This window comes from Pseudomonas sp. Mb7 (assembly GCF_054790525.1).
On sequence record NZ_CP186501.1, the window covers coordinates 3,433,531 to 3,447,925 of the forward strand.

The window sequence follows — 14,395 nt, forward strand, 5'->3', positions numbered from 1 at the left end:
ATGCTGCGTTATCTGAGCCGACGATTGCTGCTGATCATCCCGACGCTGCTGTGCATTCTGGTGGTGAATTTTCTGATTGTGCAGGCCGCGCCAGGTGGGCCGGTGGAGCAAGCCATCGCCCGCTTGCAAGGCTTCGGCGGGCACAGCGTGGGCGGTGGTGGCGAGGTTACTGCGGTTGGCGGCGCGGGCCGCAGCAGCCGTGGCCTCGATCCGGCGTTGATCGAGGAGATCAAACACCATTACGGCTTCGACAAGCCGATGCACGAACGCCTGTGGTTGATGCTGAAAAACTACGCGCAGCTGGATCTGGGTAGCAGTTTTTTTCGCGGCGCCAAGGTTACTGATCTGATCGTGCAGAAGTTGCCGGTGTCGCTGTCGCTGGGTCTATGGGCGACGTTGATCACTTACCTGATTTCCATTCCGCTGGGCATTCGCAAAGCGATCAAGAACGGCAGCGCGTTTGATGTCTGGAGCAGCACGGCGATCATCATCGGCTATGCGATGCCGGCGTTCCTGTTCGCGATTCTGTTGATCGTGGTGTTTGCCGGTGGCAGCTACGTCAACTGGTTTCCGGTGCAGGGGCTGGTCTCGGATAACTTCGACAGCCTCAGCACGATGGGCAAGGTCGGCGACTACCTCTGGCACCTGGTGTTGCCGGTGACGGCGCTGGTGATTGGCGGCTTCGCCACGTTGACGATCCTGACAAAGAACAGCTTCCTCAACGAAATCAGCCGCCAGTACGTGATCACCGCGCGGGCCAAGGGTCTGACTGAGCGTCGCGTGCTCTATGGCCACGTGTTTCGCAATGCGATGTTGTTGGTGGTGGCCGGAGTGCCGTCAGCACTGATCGAGGTGTTTTTCGCCGGCTCCCTGCTGATCGAAACCATCTTCAACCTCGACGGCCTCGGGCGCATGAGTTACGAAGCGGCGGTGTCGCGGGATTACCCAGTGGTGTTCGGTGCGTTGTTCCTGTTCACCCTGTTCGGCCTGTTGATCAAGCTGATCGGCGACCTTTGCTACACCCTGCTCGACCCGCGCATCGACTTCTCGGCGAGGACTGCCTGATGTTCACTCTCTCCCCTCTTGGTCAGCGTCGCGTGGCTCAGTTTAAGGCCAACCGCCGTGGACGCTGGTCGCTGTGGCTGTTTATCGGTTTGTGCCTGATTTGTCTGGGCGGTGAGTTGATCGCCAACGACAAGCCGTTGGTGATCCGTTATCACGACGCTTTTTACTTCCCGATCCTCAGCGATTACTTGGAAACCGATTTCGGCGGCGAGCTGCCGTTTCAGCCGGATTACGCCAGCAGCTACGTGCACAAACTGATCGAGGATCAGGGCGGCTGGATGCTGTTTCCGCCGATCCCGTTCAGTTACGACACGGTCAATTACGACCTTGCGGAGCCGGCACCGAGCCCACCGTCCTCAAGCAATTGGCTGGGCACTGACGATCAGGCCCGCGACGTGTTGGCGCGGGTGATTTTCGGCACGCGGATTTCGATTCTGTTTGCACTGATTCTCACCGGCATCAGTGCGTTGATCGGCATCGTTGCCGGGGCGTTGCAGGGTTATTACGGTGGCTGGGTCGACTTGCTCGGGCAACGGGTGCTGGAGATCTGGTCGGGGTTGCCGGTGCTGTACCTGCTGATCATTTTGTCCGGCTTCGTCTCGCCGAGTTTCTGGTGGTTGCTGGGGATCATGGCGCTGTTTTCCTGGCTGGCACTGGTCGACGTGGTGCGCGCCGAGTTTCTGCGTGGACGCAATCTGGAATACGTCAAAGCCGCGCGAGCGCTGGGCCTGACCGACAACGAGCTGATGTGCCGGCACATCCTGCCCAACGCGATGACCTCCACCCTCACCTACCTGCCGTTCATTCTCACCGGCGCCATCGCCACCCTGACTGCGCTGGATTTTCTCGGCTTCGGCATGCCGGCCGGCACCGCGTCGCTGGGCGAATTGATCGGACAGGCCAAGCGCAATCTGCAAGCGCCATGGCTGGGGCTAACGGCGTTTTTTGCTTTGGCGCTGATTTTGTCGTTGTTGGTTTTCATCGGTGAGGCTTGCCGTGATGCATTTGATCCCCGGAGCTGACATGAACGACAACCTGATTGAAATTCGCGATCTGCGCGTCGCATTCGCCGGACAAGAAGTGGTGCACGGTTTGAACCTGGATATCCCCCGCGGCGAGTGCCTGGCACTGGTCGGAGAGTCCGGCTCAGGCAAGTCGGTGACCGCGCATTCGATCCTGCGTTTGTTGCCGGGCAAGAACGTCAGCAGCAGCGGCGCGATCCGCTACAACGGCGTGGACTTATTGCACGCCAGCGAGCAGCAGATGCGCGGCCTGCGCGGCAACCGCATTGCGATGATTTTCCAGGAGCCGATGACCTCGCTGAACCCGCTGCACACGGTGGAAAAGCAAATCAGCGAAGTACTGGAGATTCACAAAGGCCTCAAGGGCCGCGCTGCCCGTGAACGGACGTTGGAGCTGTTGGAACTGGTCGGCATTCGCCAGCCGTTGCAGCGCTTGAAAGCCTATCCGCATCAACTTTCCGGTGGTCAACGGCAACGGGTGATGATTGCGATGGCGCTGGCGAATGAGCCGGAATTGTTGATCGCTGACGAGCCGACCACGGCGCTCGACGTCACGGTGCAGCAGAAGATTCTTGAGTTGTTGATCGAGTTGCAGCAACGCCTCGGCATGTCGCTGTTGCTGATCAGTCACGACCTCAATCTGGTACGGCGCATCGCGCAACGGGTATGCGTGATGCGCCATGGTGAAATCGTCGAGCAGGCGGATTGCGAGGCGCTGTTTCGCGCGCCGCAGCATCCTTACAGTCGGTTGTTGATCGAGGCCGAACCGAGCGGTGCGCCGGTGCCCAGTGAGTACGACCACAACCTGCTCGAAGTCGATGATTTGAAGGTGTGGTTTCCATTGCCCAAGGCGTTGTTCAGTCGCCAGCAGGATTACATCAAAGCCGTGGACGGCGTGAGTTTCACCCTGCAACGCGGCAAGACTTTGGGGATTGTCGGTGAGTCGGGTTCGGGTAAATCGACGCTGGGTCAGGCGATCCTGCGGTTGGTCGAGTCCGAGGGCAATATCCGTTTTGGTAACAAGCAACTGAGCTTGCTCAATCAACGTTTGATGCGGCCGTTGCGGCGGCAGATTCAAGTGGTGTTCCAGGACCCGTTCGGCAGCCTCAGCCCACGGATGTCAGTGCAGCAGATTATTGCCGAAGGCTTGCTGACTCACGGTATCGGCACTGAGGCTGAGCGGGAAGCGGCGGTGATCCGGGTGCTGGAGGAAGTCGGCCTCGATCCGCAGAGCCGCCATCGTTATCCCCACGAGTTTTCCGGTGGCCAGCGCCAGCGCATCTCCATCGCCCGCGCACTGGTGCTGGAGCCGGCGCTTATTCTGCTCGATGAGCCGACCTCGGCGCTGGATCGCACGGTGCAGAAACAGGTGGTGGAGTTGTTGCGGCAATTGCAGATCAGGCATGGGCTGACCTATTTGTTCATCAGCCATGATCTGGCGGTGGTACATGCGCTGGCGCATGACTTGATGGTGATCAAGGATGGCAAGGTGGTTGAGCAGGGTTCTTCACGCGAGATTTTCGCCGCACCCAAACACCCTTATACCCAGGAACTCCTGAAAGCCTCCGGCCTCAAGCCCGACACAAAACCCTGTGGGAGCTGGCTTGCCAGCGATGGCGCCGGGTCAGTCGACATCCCCTTCGCTGACCCACCGCTATCGCTGGCAAGCCAGCTCCCACAGGTATAGCGGTGATCCAAAAAATATTTTTCAGGCACTGCATCCAAACGCCTCCGTCACGGGTAGTCCCTGTAACAGCCCTCTTCGGCTGTCAGCGGTCTACCCTTTTCGGAGATAACACTGATGAACATCACCCAGCTGATTGGCCTCACCGGTTTGCTCGCCCTGTCCTCGACAACCTTCGCCCAAAGCAGTTACCCCGACGCGATCAAAGTGCCGGACGGCCACAAGATTGCGATGGAAACCACCGGCGTCGGCGAGATCACCTACGAGTGCCGCGACAAGCCCAACGCGGCCGGGCAGACCGAGTGGACGTTTGTCGGTCCGAAAGCGGTGCTCAATGATCGCAGCGGCAAGCAGGTCGGCACCTACTTCGGCCCGCCAGCGACCTGGCAGGCCAAGGACGGTTCGAAAGTCACCGGCACGCAACTGGCCGTGGCGCCGTCGACTCCGGGCAACCTGCCCTATCAACTGGTCAAGGCCAACCCCGCCGAGGGTAAAGGCGCGATGAGCGGCGTGAGTTACATCCAGCGTGTCGCGCTCAAGGGCGGCGTGGCACCGGGCAGTGAATGCACGACGGCGAACAAGGGCAAGCAGGAAGTGGTGAAGTACCAGGCTGATTACATTTTCTGGGCGGCGAACTGATCCCCGGAACACCACAAATCCCCTGTAGGAGTGAGCCTGCTCGCGATAGCGGTGTATCAGTGAAGAATATGCTGCTGATACACCGCTATCGCGAGCAGGCTCACTCCTACAAGGGGAATTATGTGTTCTGGATGTTTACGGAATGTGAGCTAGATTGCACGACATGCCTTTAGCCGAATCCGTTTTCGATTACGAAGCCCATCTCGCTGCCTGTGCCCGTGGCGAGCGTGCGGCCCTGCGCGATTTGTATGTGCAGGAAGGCCCGCGTCTGCTCGGCGTGGCCAAGCGCCTGGTGCGCGATACGGCGCTGGCGGAGGACATTGTTCATGAGGCCTTCATCAAGATCTGGAACGGCGCGGCGGGGTTTGACCCGGCGCGCGGTTCGGCGCGTGGCTGGATGTTCAGCGTGACCCGGCATCTGGCGCTGAATCTGCTGCGTGATCACGGCCGGGAAACGCCGTTCAGCGAGGCCCACGAAACCGCTGCGGACGATGCCAGCTTCGACGCCCACGCGCATTCGGCGCGCATCTACCATTGCCTTGAACAGCTGGAGCCACAACGGCGCAGTTGCGTCCTGCATGCTTACGTCGACGGCTACAGCCACGCGCAAATTGCCGCGCGCCTCGACACGCCGCTGGGCACCGTCAAAGCGTGGATCAAGCGCAGCCTCAATGCCTTGCGGGAGTGCATGGGATGACCAGCGAATCAGCGCAAGAACGGGATGAACTGGCCGGCGAATATGTGCTCGGCACGCTATCGTTCGAACAGCGCAGCGAGGTGCAACGGCGTTTGCCGAATGATCCGCAATTGCGCGCAGCGGTAGACGCCTGGGAGCGGCGTCTGCTGGAGTTGACGGATCTCGCGGAGCCGCAGCAACCCTCGGCGCAGTTGTGGCAACGCATCGAGCGCAGTATCGGGCGACTGGCGCGGCAAGCACCTTCAACTTCATGGTGGAACCTGCTGCCGCTCTGGCGTGGGTTGAGCGCAGCCGGTTTGGCCGCGACGTTGATTCTGGGTTCTATCCTGCTGACCCAGACCACGCCGAAACCCAGCTATCTGGTGGTGCTGGTTGCGCCGCAGGACAAAGCCCCGGGCTGGGTGATTCAGGCGAGCAATTCGCATGAAATTCAACTGATCCCGCTCGGCGTGGTTGAGGTACCAGCCGACAAGGCTCTGGAATTCTGGACCAAGGCTGACGGCTGGCAGGGGCCGGTTTCGCTGGGGCTGGTCAAACCCGGGCAGGCCTTGTCGGTGCCGCTGGACAAGTTACCGCCGCTGCAACCCAATCAGCTATTCGAGCTGACACTTGAGGGCGCCAATGGCTCGCCGATCGGCAAACCGACCGGGCCGATTCAGGCGATCGGGCGTGCGGTGAAGGTGCTGTGAGGCTCTGATCTGCGGGTTCCGGCAACCATCATCGGCATCGATGTTCACCATCACGGCAATGAAGTTCTCATAAAAAATCCCGGGCGTAACATCTGCTCCATACCAACCAACAACACCCCGGAGCACACCATCATGAAACGCCAAACTCTTCTCGGCATCGCTTTCTCGGTCTTCGCTATCAACGCTTTCGCCGCTACCCCGGCCCACACCATGATCGCCGAAGGCGGCTCGGACAAACTGATCGAAAGCCGTGTGGCTGAAGGTGGTTCGGATCGTCTGATCGAACGTCGCGTTGCTGAAGGTGGCGCTGATCGTCTGCTGGAACGTCGCGTCGCTGAAGGTGGTTCGGATCGTCTGATCGAACGTCGCGTCGCCGAAGGTGGTTCGGATCGTCTGATCGAACGTCGCGTCGCTGAAGGTGGTTCGGATCGTCTGATCGAACGTCGCGTTGCTGAAGGTGGCGCTGATCGTCTGCTGGAACGTCGCGTTGCCGAAGGTGGTTCGGATCGTCTGATCGAACGTCGCGTTGCCGAAGGTGGCTCGGATCGTCTGATCCAACGTCGCGTTGCCTGATGATTGGCTGTAAGCGCAACAACCCAGAGAAACCCGGCTCCCTTGGCCGGGTTTTTTATGTCTGCCTGATTTATCCGGCCTTGGCCATGCAGCGCTTGTAGCGCTCGTCCACGCGCTTGGCGAACCACGCTGTGGTGAGTTTGCGGGTGATCTTCGGGCTCTGCAGCACGATCCCCGGCAACACCGCGCGCGGCAGCTTTTTCCCCTCCGCTTGCTCCGCCAGTTCGAACACTCGCTGATAGAGCTTGGTCTCTTCGAATTCCAGGGTTTTGCCCTCCTCCAATTGGTCGCGAATCGTCGGGTTGCGCATGCCCAGCGACTTGCCGAGGGTGCGCACCGCCAGTTCCGTGCCGCCGGGCATGATCGAGTCGTAGCGGATCAGGTCGCCATCGAGCGCCAGCGGGATGCCCGAAGCGCGGCTCACCGCATTCTGAAACGCGGCATTGCGACTGGCGTACCAACCGGCGTTGAAATCGGCAAACCGATACAGCGGCTCGCGATAACTCACCGGATAACCGAGCAAATGTGCGATGCCGAAATACATGCCACCACGGCGGCTGAACACTTCACGGCGGATCGTGCCGTCAACCGGATACGGATAATCCTTGGCGTGCTGTTCGGCAAATTCGATGCTGACCTGCATCGGCCCGCCCGTGTGCACCGGGTTAAAACCGCCGAACAGCGTACGGCCCATCGGCACCCGGCCGATGAAGTCGTCGAAAATACCACTGAGTTCTTTCTCACTGCGCGCCGTATTCAAGCGTTCGCTGTAGGTCCTGCCGTTGGTTGAGCGCACTTGCAGCGCGCCGCTGACCAACAAGCTGGGGATGTGCACTTTGGCGGCGCGACGGTCGATTTCGTCGCGAGCGATTTTGCCCAGGCCTGGCACCGTGGGGTCGGCCTGGAAGGTCGATTCCTGCTCGGCCACGGCCAGCACCGAGCAAAGATTTTGCGTGGTCGGGCTGATGTTCTGCGCGGCAAACGCGGCGTAGATATCGGTGGCCCAGCCTTGGCGATCGGCAGTCTTGGCCGGCATCAGCCGCACGATCTCGGCCTTCACTTCAGCAGGCGCACGGGGCACCGGCTCGGTACTGCGTTGCCCCGCGCAACCGGCGAGCACCAGCAGTACGGCGAGCGTGATCGGTAATTGAAAGTTGTGCATGAAGCTTTATCCAGTCCGTTAAGCCCAAACCACCATACACAATCCGTGTAGGAGCTGCCGCAGGCTGCGATCTTTTGATTTTAAAAAACAAGATCAAAAGATCGTCCGATCGCGGCCCGAGCCTGCGGCAGCTCCTACAGGTGATGTGTGTTTTGAGAGGGTGATGACAAACTGATTGCAAAACGTTACTGAGAAAACCTATCATTTGCGCCTGGAGTCGCATTTGCGCAAGGAGTTCCCGCGCCGCCCTTATTTTTCTCACCGGCCGTGCGCCTCCAGGTCCCTACATGCCCGTTCCAGCTCGACTCGCCGTCCCGTTTCGCCCGACGCTTCTCGCCCTGCTGTGTTCCCTGACCATCACCGCCCAAGCCGCAGAAGGCGATACCAAAGCGCTGGTGCTGGACGACGTCAACGTCAACGCCCAAGCCCCGACGCCGAACGCCCTGCCCCCGGTTTACGCGGGTGGTCAGGTCGCCCGTGGTGGTCAACTCGGCGTGCTCGGCAATCAGGACATGATGGACGCGCCGTTCAGCGCCGCGTCCTACACCGAACAATTGATTCAGGATCAGCAGGCCGAAGACGTCGCCGACGTGCTGCTCAACGATTCCTCGGTACGTCAGGCGTCCGGTTACGGCAACCAGGCGCAAGTCTTCATGATCCGTGGCCTGCCGCTGAACGGTGACGACATCTCCTATAACGGCCTGTACGGCGTGCTGCCACGGCAGATCATTTCCACCGATGCCCTGGAGCGTGTGGAAGTTTTCAAAGGCCCGAACGCCTTTATCAACGGCGTGACCCCGACCGGCTCCGGCATCGGCGGCGGCGTCAACTTGCAACCGAAGCGCGCCGGCGATGTGCCGCTGCGTCGTTACACCACCGACATCAACAGCGAAGGCCGTATCGGTCATCACTTCGACATCGGCCAGCGTTTCGGTGAAGACAACCGCTTCGGCGCCCGGATCAACCTGTCCCAGCGCGAAGGCGACACCGGTATCGACCACGAGAACCAGCGCTCGAAACTGTTTGCCATCGGCCTCGATTATCGCGGCGACGCCCTGCGCCTCTCCGGCGACTTTGCCTACCAGAAAGAACGCGTCAACGGTGGTCGTAATTCGGTCAACCTCGGCACTGCCACGCACATTCCAGACGCGCCCTCGGCCGACACCAACTACGCGCCGAAGTGGGGCTACACCGACATCGAAGACACCTTCGGCATGCTTCGCGCCGAGTACGACCTGAACGACAACTGGACCGCCTACGCGGCCGGCGGCGCCAAGCACACCCGCGAAGTCGGGCGCTACAACTCGACCACGCTGGTCGGTAACAACGGCGCGTCGTTCACCACCGGCTCGTTCATTCCGCACGACGAAGACAACACCAGCGTGATGGCCGGCCTCAACGGTAAATTCAACACCGGGTCGGTCAGCCACAAGCTCAACTTCGGCCTGACCGGCATCTGGGCCGAGCAGCGCAGCGCCTATGATTTTGACCTGACCCAATACGCCAACAACATCTACCACCCGGTGCAAACGCCGTCGCCGGTGGGCAACTTTGCCGGCGGCGACTTGAATGATCCCGGCATCGTCGGCAAGACCTTCAACCGCAGCATCGCACTCTCTGACACCCTCGGTTTCTTCGATGATCGCCTGCTGGTCACCGCCGGCCTGCGTCGCCAGCAACTGGTGGTGCAAGGCTACAACTACGCCAGTTGGGGCAGCGGCGGTCGCAAGTCGAGCTACGACGAATCGATCACCACACCCGTCTACGGCGTGGTGTTCAAGCCGTGGGACCATGTGTCGTTCTACGCCAACCACATCGAAGGTCTGGCCCAGGGCCCGACTTCGCCGACCAGTTCCGGTGGTTTCCGTGTCACCAACGGCAACGAAGTCTATGCGCCGAAACGCTCCAAGCAGACCGAAGTCGGGGTGAAAGTCGACATGGGCACTTACGGCGCCAGCCTCGGTGTTTATCGCATCGAGCAGCCGAGCGATGGTTACTGCGAAATCGACAGTGCGACTACCTGCACCTACGTGCGTGAAGGCGAGCAGATCAACAAAGGCGTGGAAATGAACGTGTTCGGCGAACCGATCAATGGTCTGCGCCTGATCAGCGGTCTGACCCTGATGGACACCGAACTGAAGAACACCCTCAATGGCGCCAACGACGGCAACCGTGCGATCGGTGTGCCGACCTTCCAGTTCAACGCTGGTGCGGATTGGGACGTGCCGGGTCTGCAAGGCGTGGCGCTGAATGCGCGGATGCTGCGTACCGGCGGTCAATACGCTGACGCGGCGAACAACCTCAGCCTGCCGACCTGGAACCGCTTCGATGCGGGGGCGCGTTATGCGTTCAAGGTGTCGGAGAAGGACGTGACCGTGCGTCTGGGCGTGGAAAATCTGGCGAACAAGAAGTATTGGGAATCGGCTCAGGGGGGGTATCTGACTCAGGGTGAGCCGCGGGTGGCGAAGTTGTCCGGGACTATTGATTTCTAAGGCTGAAAAGCCCCTCATCGGAACGCCGCCCGCCTAACCCTCTCCCAGAGGGAGAGGGGACTGACCGTGGTGTTCTTGCAAGTTACACCGACCTGAAATATCGAGTCGAACTCAAGTCTTAAAAAACACACAAATCGGCTCCCTTTCCCCCTCGCCTTTCAAAGGAGAGGGGACTGATGTGGTGTTCTTTCGAGTTACGTCGACGTGTGCCATCGAGTCGAACTCAGGTTTTGAAAAGCATACAAATCGGCTCCCTTTCCCCCTCGCCCCCCTGGGGGAGAGGGCTGGGGTGAGGGGGTAAATTTCACTACCGCCAATACCTTCCCGCCGAACACCCAAAAAAGGCCCCACAGCCTCACCGCTGCGGGGCCGTCTTCCGTCTGGCCGATCAACTGGCCAGCCTCTCCTTCTGATCCATACTTGCTGCACAGCAAACGGAGGACAGGCCCATGAACCGCAGCGACGTTCTGATCATCGGCGCCGGCCCCACCGGGCTGGTGCTGGCCCTGTGGCTGAGCAAACTGGGCGTGCGCGTGCGGATCATCGACAAGGCCTCCGCGCCCGGTACCACGTCGCGAGCGCTGGCGGTGCAGGCGCGCACCCTCGAGTTGTACCGGCAACTGGACCTCGCCGACACCGTGGTGCGCAACGGCCATCGGGTGGCGGCGGCGAATTTCTGGGTCAACGGTAAACCGGTCGCGCAGTTGCCACTGAACCGCATCGGCGAAGGCCTGACACCCTACGCATTCGTCGAAATCTTCCCGCAGGATCAACACGAACGGCTGCTGATCGAGCGTCTTGAAGACTATGGGGTCACGGTCGAACGCGATACCACCCTGGAAAGCTTCGAGGAAACCGGCGACGGCCTCACCGCGCACTTGCGCCTGTCCGATGGCGAGCAGGAAATCTGCCAGGCCTGTTATCTGGCGGGATGTGATGGCGCCCGCTCAGTGGTGCGCAAAACCCTCGACACCGGTTTTCCCGGCGGCACCTATCAGCAGATTTTCTACGTCGCCGACGTCAAGGCCAGCGGCCCGGCTATGAACGGCGAGTTGCACCTGGATCTGGATGAGGCGGACTTCCTCGCCGTGTTTCCCCTGGCCGGCGAAGGCCGTGCCCGTCTGATCGGCACGGTGCGTGATGAGCGCGCGGATCGCGCCGAAAGCCTGGAATTCTCCGACGTCAGCAGCCGTGCCATCGAACATCTGAAAGTGCATATCGAAGACGTGCACTGGTTCTCGACCTACCGCGTGCATCACCGCGTGGCCGAGCATTTTCGCAGCGGTCGTGCGTTTCTGCTCGGCGATGCCGCGCATGTGCACAGCCCGGCGGGCGGTCAGGGCATGAACACCGGCATTGGCGACGCGATCAATCTGGCGTGGAAACTCGCCGCTGTGCTCAGCGGTGGCGCCGAACCAAGCCTGCTCGACAGCTACGAAACCGAACGCATTGCCTTCGCCCGCCGACTGGTGTCGACCACCGACAAAGTCTTCAGTTTTGTCACTGCCGAAGGACGCATGGCCGATCTGCTACGCATGCGTGTGGCACCGTTTCTGATCCCGAAAATGGCCTCGTTCGAGGCCAGTCGCGAGTTCCTTTTTCGCACCGTGTCACAAGTCACCCTCAACTATCGCGGCATGCCGCTGAGCCAGGGCGCGGCCGGCCATGTGCACGGTGGTGACCGCTTGCCGTGGGCGCATGATGGTGAGGGGGATAATTACGAACCGCTGAGACAGCCGTGCTGGCAGGTGCATGTGTACGGCGACACCAGCGACGAAATGATTGCCTGGTGCCACGAACACCATGTGCCGCTGCATGTGTTCGACTGGCGCCCGGCGTTTGAAACGGCAGGATTGGGGCGTAACGGCTTTTATTTGTTGCGCCCGGATACCTATGTGGCGATTGCCGAGAACAGCGCGGATCCGAAGGTGATTGAACGCTACTTCCGCGATCACGGCATCCGCCCGTTCTTTGCCTGCCTCTGACCCAAGGAAACCACAAGAACCTGTGGGAGCTGGCTTGCCAGCGATAGCGGTGGATCAGTCAAGATTGATTTTGACTGTGCTGACGCTATCGCTGGCAAGCCAGCTCCCACAGGGTTGTGCGTTGGTCTTTAGATCCCGGCCAATGCCAGATCCATCGCAAAGTAAGTAAAGATCAAATCAGCACCCGCACGCTTGATCGCGCCCAGACTCTCTCGCACCACGCGATCCTCATCAATTGCCCCGGCCTGCGCGCCGAACTTGATCATCGCGTACTCGCCACTGACCTGATACGCCGCCAGCGGCAGGTTCGAGGCTTCACGAATGTCGCGGATGATGTCGAGGTAAGCGCCGGCCGGTTTGACCATCAGCGCATCGGCGCCTTCCTGCTCGTCGAGCAGCGATTCGCGCAGGGCTTCGCGGCGGTTCATCGGGTTCATCTGATAGCTTTTGCGGTCGCCTTTCAGCGCACTGCCACCGGCCTCGCGGAACGGGCCGTAGAGTGCCGAGGCGAACTTGGTCGAGTAAGCCATGATCGGAATATGGGTGAAACCGGCGGCATCCAGCGCCTGACGAATCGCCCGCACTTGTCCATCCATCGCTGCTGACGGCGCGATCACGTCGGCACCAGCGCGGGCCGCCGCCACAGCTTGTTTGCCGAGGTTGATCAGGGTCTGGTCGTTGTCGACTTCATGGTTGTGCATCACGCCGCAGTGGCCGTGATCGGTGTATTCGCAGAAGCAGGTGTCGGACATCACGATCATCTCCGGCACAGCGTCCTTGGCGATGCGCGACATGCGCGAGACCAGACCATTCTCGCGCCAGGTATCGCTGCCGTTGCTGTCCAGATGATGCGACACGCCGAAGGTCATCACCGACTTGACGCCAGCACGGGCATAACGCTCGATTTCGCTGGCCAGTTTGCGCTCGGGAATGCGCATCACCCCGGGCATGCTCTTGATCGGCACGAAGTCATCGATTTCTTCCTCGACGAAAATCGGCAGGACCAGATCGTTCAGGCTGAATTCGGTTTCCTGGAACAGGCTGCGCAGGCTCGCATTGCGGCGCAGACGGCGGGGACGTGCTTCGGGGAACTGACTGGACATGGGGGCCTTTCCTGAAAACGGCAGATGAGACGAAAGTCGTAGGGGGCGAAGCTTATGCCTTGCGGGGCGCGCGGTACAAACCTGGATCAATCAAGAGTGCATTACCGGGCGGGTAACAATCTTTCAGAACACTGTAAATCCCTGTGGGAGCTGGCTTGCCAGCGATGGCGGTGGTTCAGTCAACATAGATGTCGACTGTACCGGCGTCATCGCTGGCAAGCCAGCTCCCACAAGGTTATGTGTATAGCCCGAAAATCATGAGGGGATGGTCAGGCCGCGAATGACCGCTGGGCGGGCGAGGAATCGCTCCAGTACGCGGGTGACATTCGGGAAGTTGCTGATGCCGACCATATCACCGGCCTCATAAAACCCAATCAGGTTACGCACCCACGGAAACGTGGCGATATCGGCAATGGTGTAACGCTCGCCCATGATCCAGTCACGACCCTCGAGCCGGCCGTCGAGCACCTTGAGCAGACGCTTGCTTTCATCGACGTAACGATCACGCGGGCGCTTGTCCTCGTAATCCTTGCCAGCGAATTTGTTGAAGAAACCGAGCTGGCCGAACATTGGACCGATGCCGCCCATCTGGAACATCAGCCACTGGATGGTTTCGTAGCGCTGCGCACCTTCCTGCGCGAGCAACTGGCCGCTTTTGTCGGCCAGATAAATCAGGATCGCACCGGATTCGAACAGCGCCAGTGGCTGATCTTCGGGGCCATGCGGATCCAGGATCGCCGGGATCTTGTTGTTCGGGTTCAGCGAAAGGAACTCGGCAGACAATTGATCATTGCTGTCGAAAGCGACCTTGTGCGGTTCGTACGGCAGGCCGATCTCTTCGAGCATGATCGAGACTTTGACACCATTGGGCGTCGGCAAGGAATAGAGCTGAATCCAGTCAGGGTACTGCGCCGGCCATTTCTGGGTGATCGGGAACGCGGACAGATCGGTCATGGGAAGCATCCAGTCACAAATTAAAGCCTGATCATAATGTAGGCGCTGCGCAGGCAGCGATCTTTTGATCTTGAGCCTTTGCAGCCTGCAAAAAGATCACAGCCTGCGCCAGCGCCTACATGAACCCGTAACATCCTGTCGCTAACCTGCCACCAGGCCGCTGAACGTAGCCGTTAGAGTGCTGCGCACTCGGACGATCGAACCAATCGGCCCTCAGGGGACTCTGAGCTATGCCTTTGTTGCAGAGGAAGCCGTTCACGACAGGGAAAACACCCGGTGCTGGGAGCCCGCGGTGTAAAGGTTTGTCAGCCTTAACCGAATTTGTTGAAG

At 60.2% G+C, this 14,395-nt stretch carries 12 protein-coding genes; 9 read left to right on the top strand and 3 right to left on the bottom strand.

The window, feature by feature from the left end; translation table 11 throughout:
* The 7 genes from ACOYXH_RS15420 to ACOYXH_RS15450 all read left to right on the top strand — a co-directional run bounded on the left by ACOYXH_RS15420 (position 1) and on the right by ACOYXH_RS15450 (position 6,369).
* Positions 1-1,065: a microcin C ABC transporter permease YejB gene (locus tag ACOYXH_RS15420; protein WP_258708502.1), complete on the top strand. Its 1,065-nt coding sequence runs from the start codon at positions 1-3 to the stop codon at positions 1,063-1,065.
* Positions 1,065-2,087 carry an ABC transporter permease gene (locus ACOYXH_RS15425; RefSeq protein WP_220556535.1) on the top strand — a complete coding sequence of 341 codons (1,023 nt, stop codon included), beginning with the start codon at positions 1,065-1,067 and terminating at the stop codon, positions 2,085-2,087. The genes ACOYXH_RS15420 and ACOYXH_RS15425 overlap by 1 nt, the downstream gene beginning before the upstream one ends.
* Position 2,088: 1 nt before the next feature.
* Positions 2,089-3,774: an ABC transporter ATP-binding protein gene (locus tag ACOYXH_RS15430; RefSeq protein ID WP_460409761.1), complete on the top strand. Its 1,686-nt coding sequence runs from the start codon at positions 2,089-2,091 to the stop codon at positions 3,772-3,774.
* Between the two features lie 114 nt (positions 3,775-3,888).
* Positions 3,889-4,410 (top strand): DUF3455 domain-containing protein, encoded by a 522-nt coding sequence (locus ACOYXH_RS15435; protein ID WP_093433916.1) that lies wholly within the window; start codon positions 3,889-3,891, stop codon positions 4,408-4,410.
* 163 nt (positions 4,411-4,573) lie between these two features.
* Entirely contained in the window at positions 4,574-5,107 is a 534-nt protein-coding gene (locus ACOYXH_RS15440) for a sigma-70 family RNA polymerase sigma factor (RefSeq protein ID WP_095124429.1), read from the top strand.
* Complete coding sequence (locus ACOYXH_RS15445; protein ID WP_220556536.1) at positions 5,104-5,796, top strand: anti-sigma factor; 693 nt, start codon at positions 5,104-5,106, stop codon at positions 5,794-5,796. The genes ACOYXH_RS15440 and ACOYXH_RS15445 overlap by 4 nt, the downstream gene beginning before the upstream one ends.
* Positions 5,797-5,928: 132 nt before the next feature.
* Entirely contained in the window at positions 5,929-6,369 is a 441-nt protein-coding gene (locus tag ACOYXH_RS15450) for a phage infection protein (RefSeq protein WP_460409762.1), read from the top strand.
* Positions 6,370-6,439: 70 nt separating this feature from the next.
* On the opposite strand, the gene ACOYXH_RS15455 is transcribed toward ACOYXH_RS15450, so the two are convergent.
* Positions 6,440-7,531 (bottom strand): DUF1615 domain-containing protein, encoded by a 1,092-nt coding sequence (locus ACOYXH_RS15455; RefSeq protein WP_095051009.1) that lies wholly within the window; start codon positions 7,529-7,531, stop codon positions 6,440-6,442.
* 287 nt (positions 7,532-7,818) lie between these two features.
* Between ACOYXH_RS15455 and ACOYXH_RS15460 the strand changes: the two genes are divergently transcribed.
* Positions 7,819-10,023, top strand: coding sequence for a TonB-dependent receptor (locus tag ACOYXH_RS15460; RefSeq protein WP_460065218.1), 2,205 nt, complete (start codon positions 7,819-7,821; stop codon positions 10,021-10,023).
* Positions 10,024-10,472: 449 nt separating this feature from the next.
* Positions 10,473-12,008: an FAD-dependent oxidoreductase gene (locus tag ACOYXH_RS15465; protein WP_460409763.1), complete on the top strand. Its 1,536-nt coding sequence runs from the start codon at positions 10,473-10,475 to the stop codon at positions 12,006-12,008.
* A gap of 128 nt (positions 12,009-12,136) precedes the next feature.
* Here the strand turns inward: ACOYXH_RS15465 and hemB are convergent, their stop codons facing one another.
* Positions 12,137-13,111, bottom strand: a complete 975-nt coding sequence (gene hemB / locus ACOYXH_RS15470; protein WP_460409764.1) for a porphobilinogen synthase — start codon at positions 13,109-13,111, stop codon at positions 12,137-12,139.
* Between the two features lie 255 nt (positions 13,112-13,366).
* Positions 13,367-14,065 (bottom strand): glutathione binding-like protein, encoded by a 699-nt coding sequence (locus tag ACOYXH_RS15475; RefSeq protein ID WP_460409765.1) that lies wholly within the window; start codon positions 14,063-14,065, stop codon positions 13,367-13,369.
* Between the last annotated feature and the right edge of the window lie 330 nt (positions 14,066-14,395).

What these genes read in the sequence shown, in the direction of transcription:
- ACOYXH_RS15465 (WP_460409763.1), top strand. Translation starts at nt 10,473, where the DNA reads ATGAACCGCAGCGACGTTCTGATCATCGGCGCCGGCCCCACCGGGCTG.
- ACOYXH_RS15475 (WP_460409765.1), bottom strand. Translation starts at nt 14,065, where the DNA reads ATGACCGATCTGTCCGCGTTCCCGATCACCCAGAAATGGCCGGCGCAG.
- ACOYXH_RS15420 (WP_258708502.1), top strand. Translation starts at nt 1, where the DNA reads ATGCTGCGTTATCTGAGCCGACGATTGCTGCTGATCATCCCGACGCTG.
- ACOYXH_RS15460 (WP_460065218.1), top strand. Translation starts at nt 7,819, where the DNA reads ATGCCCGTTCCAGCTCGACTCGCCGTCCCGTTTCGCCCGACGCTTCTC.
- ACOYXH_RS15440 (WP_095124429.1), top strand. Translation starts at nt 4,574, where the DNA reads ATGCCTTTAGCCGAATCCGTTTTCGATTACGAAGCCCATCTCGCTGCC.
- ACOYXH_RS15445 (WP_220556536.1), top strand. Translation starts at nt 5,104, where the DNA reads ATGACCAGCGAATCAGCGCAAGAACGGGATGAACTGGCCGGCGAATAT.
- ACOYXH_RS15430 (WP_460409761.1), top strand. Translation starts at nt 2,089, where the DNA reads ATGAACGACAACCTGATTGAAATTCGCGATCTGCGCGTCGCATTCGCC.
- ACOYXH_RS15435 (WP_093433916.1), top strand. Translation starts at nt 3,889, where the DNA reads ATGAACATCACCCAGCTGATTGGCCTCACCGGTTTGCTCGCCCTGTCC.
- ACOYXH_RS15455 (WP_095051009.1), bottom strand. Translation starts at nt 7,531, where the DNA reads ATGCACAACTTTCAATTACCGATCACGCTCGCCGTACTGCTGGTGCTC.
- hemB (WP_460409764.1), bottom strand. Translation starts at nt 13,111, where the DNA reads ATGTCCAGTCAGTTCCCCGAAGCACGTCCCCGCCGTCTGCGCCGCAAT.
- ACOYXH_RS15450 (WP_460409762.1), top strand. Translation starts at nt 5,929, where the DNA reads ATGAAACGCCAAACTCTTCTCGGCATCGCTTTCTCGGTCTTCGCTATC.
- ACOYXH_RS15425 (WP_220556535.1), top strand. Translation starts at nt 1,065, where the DNA reads ATGTTCACTCTCTCCCCTCTTGGTCAGCGTCGCGTGGCTCAGTTTAAG.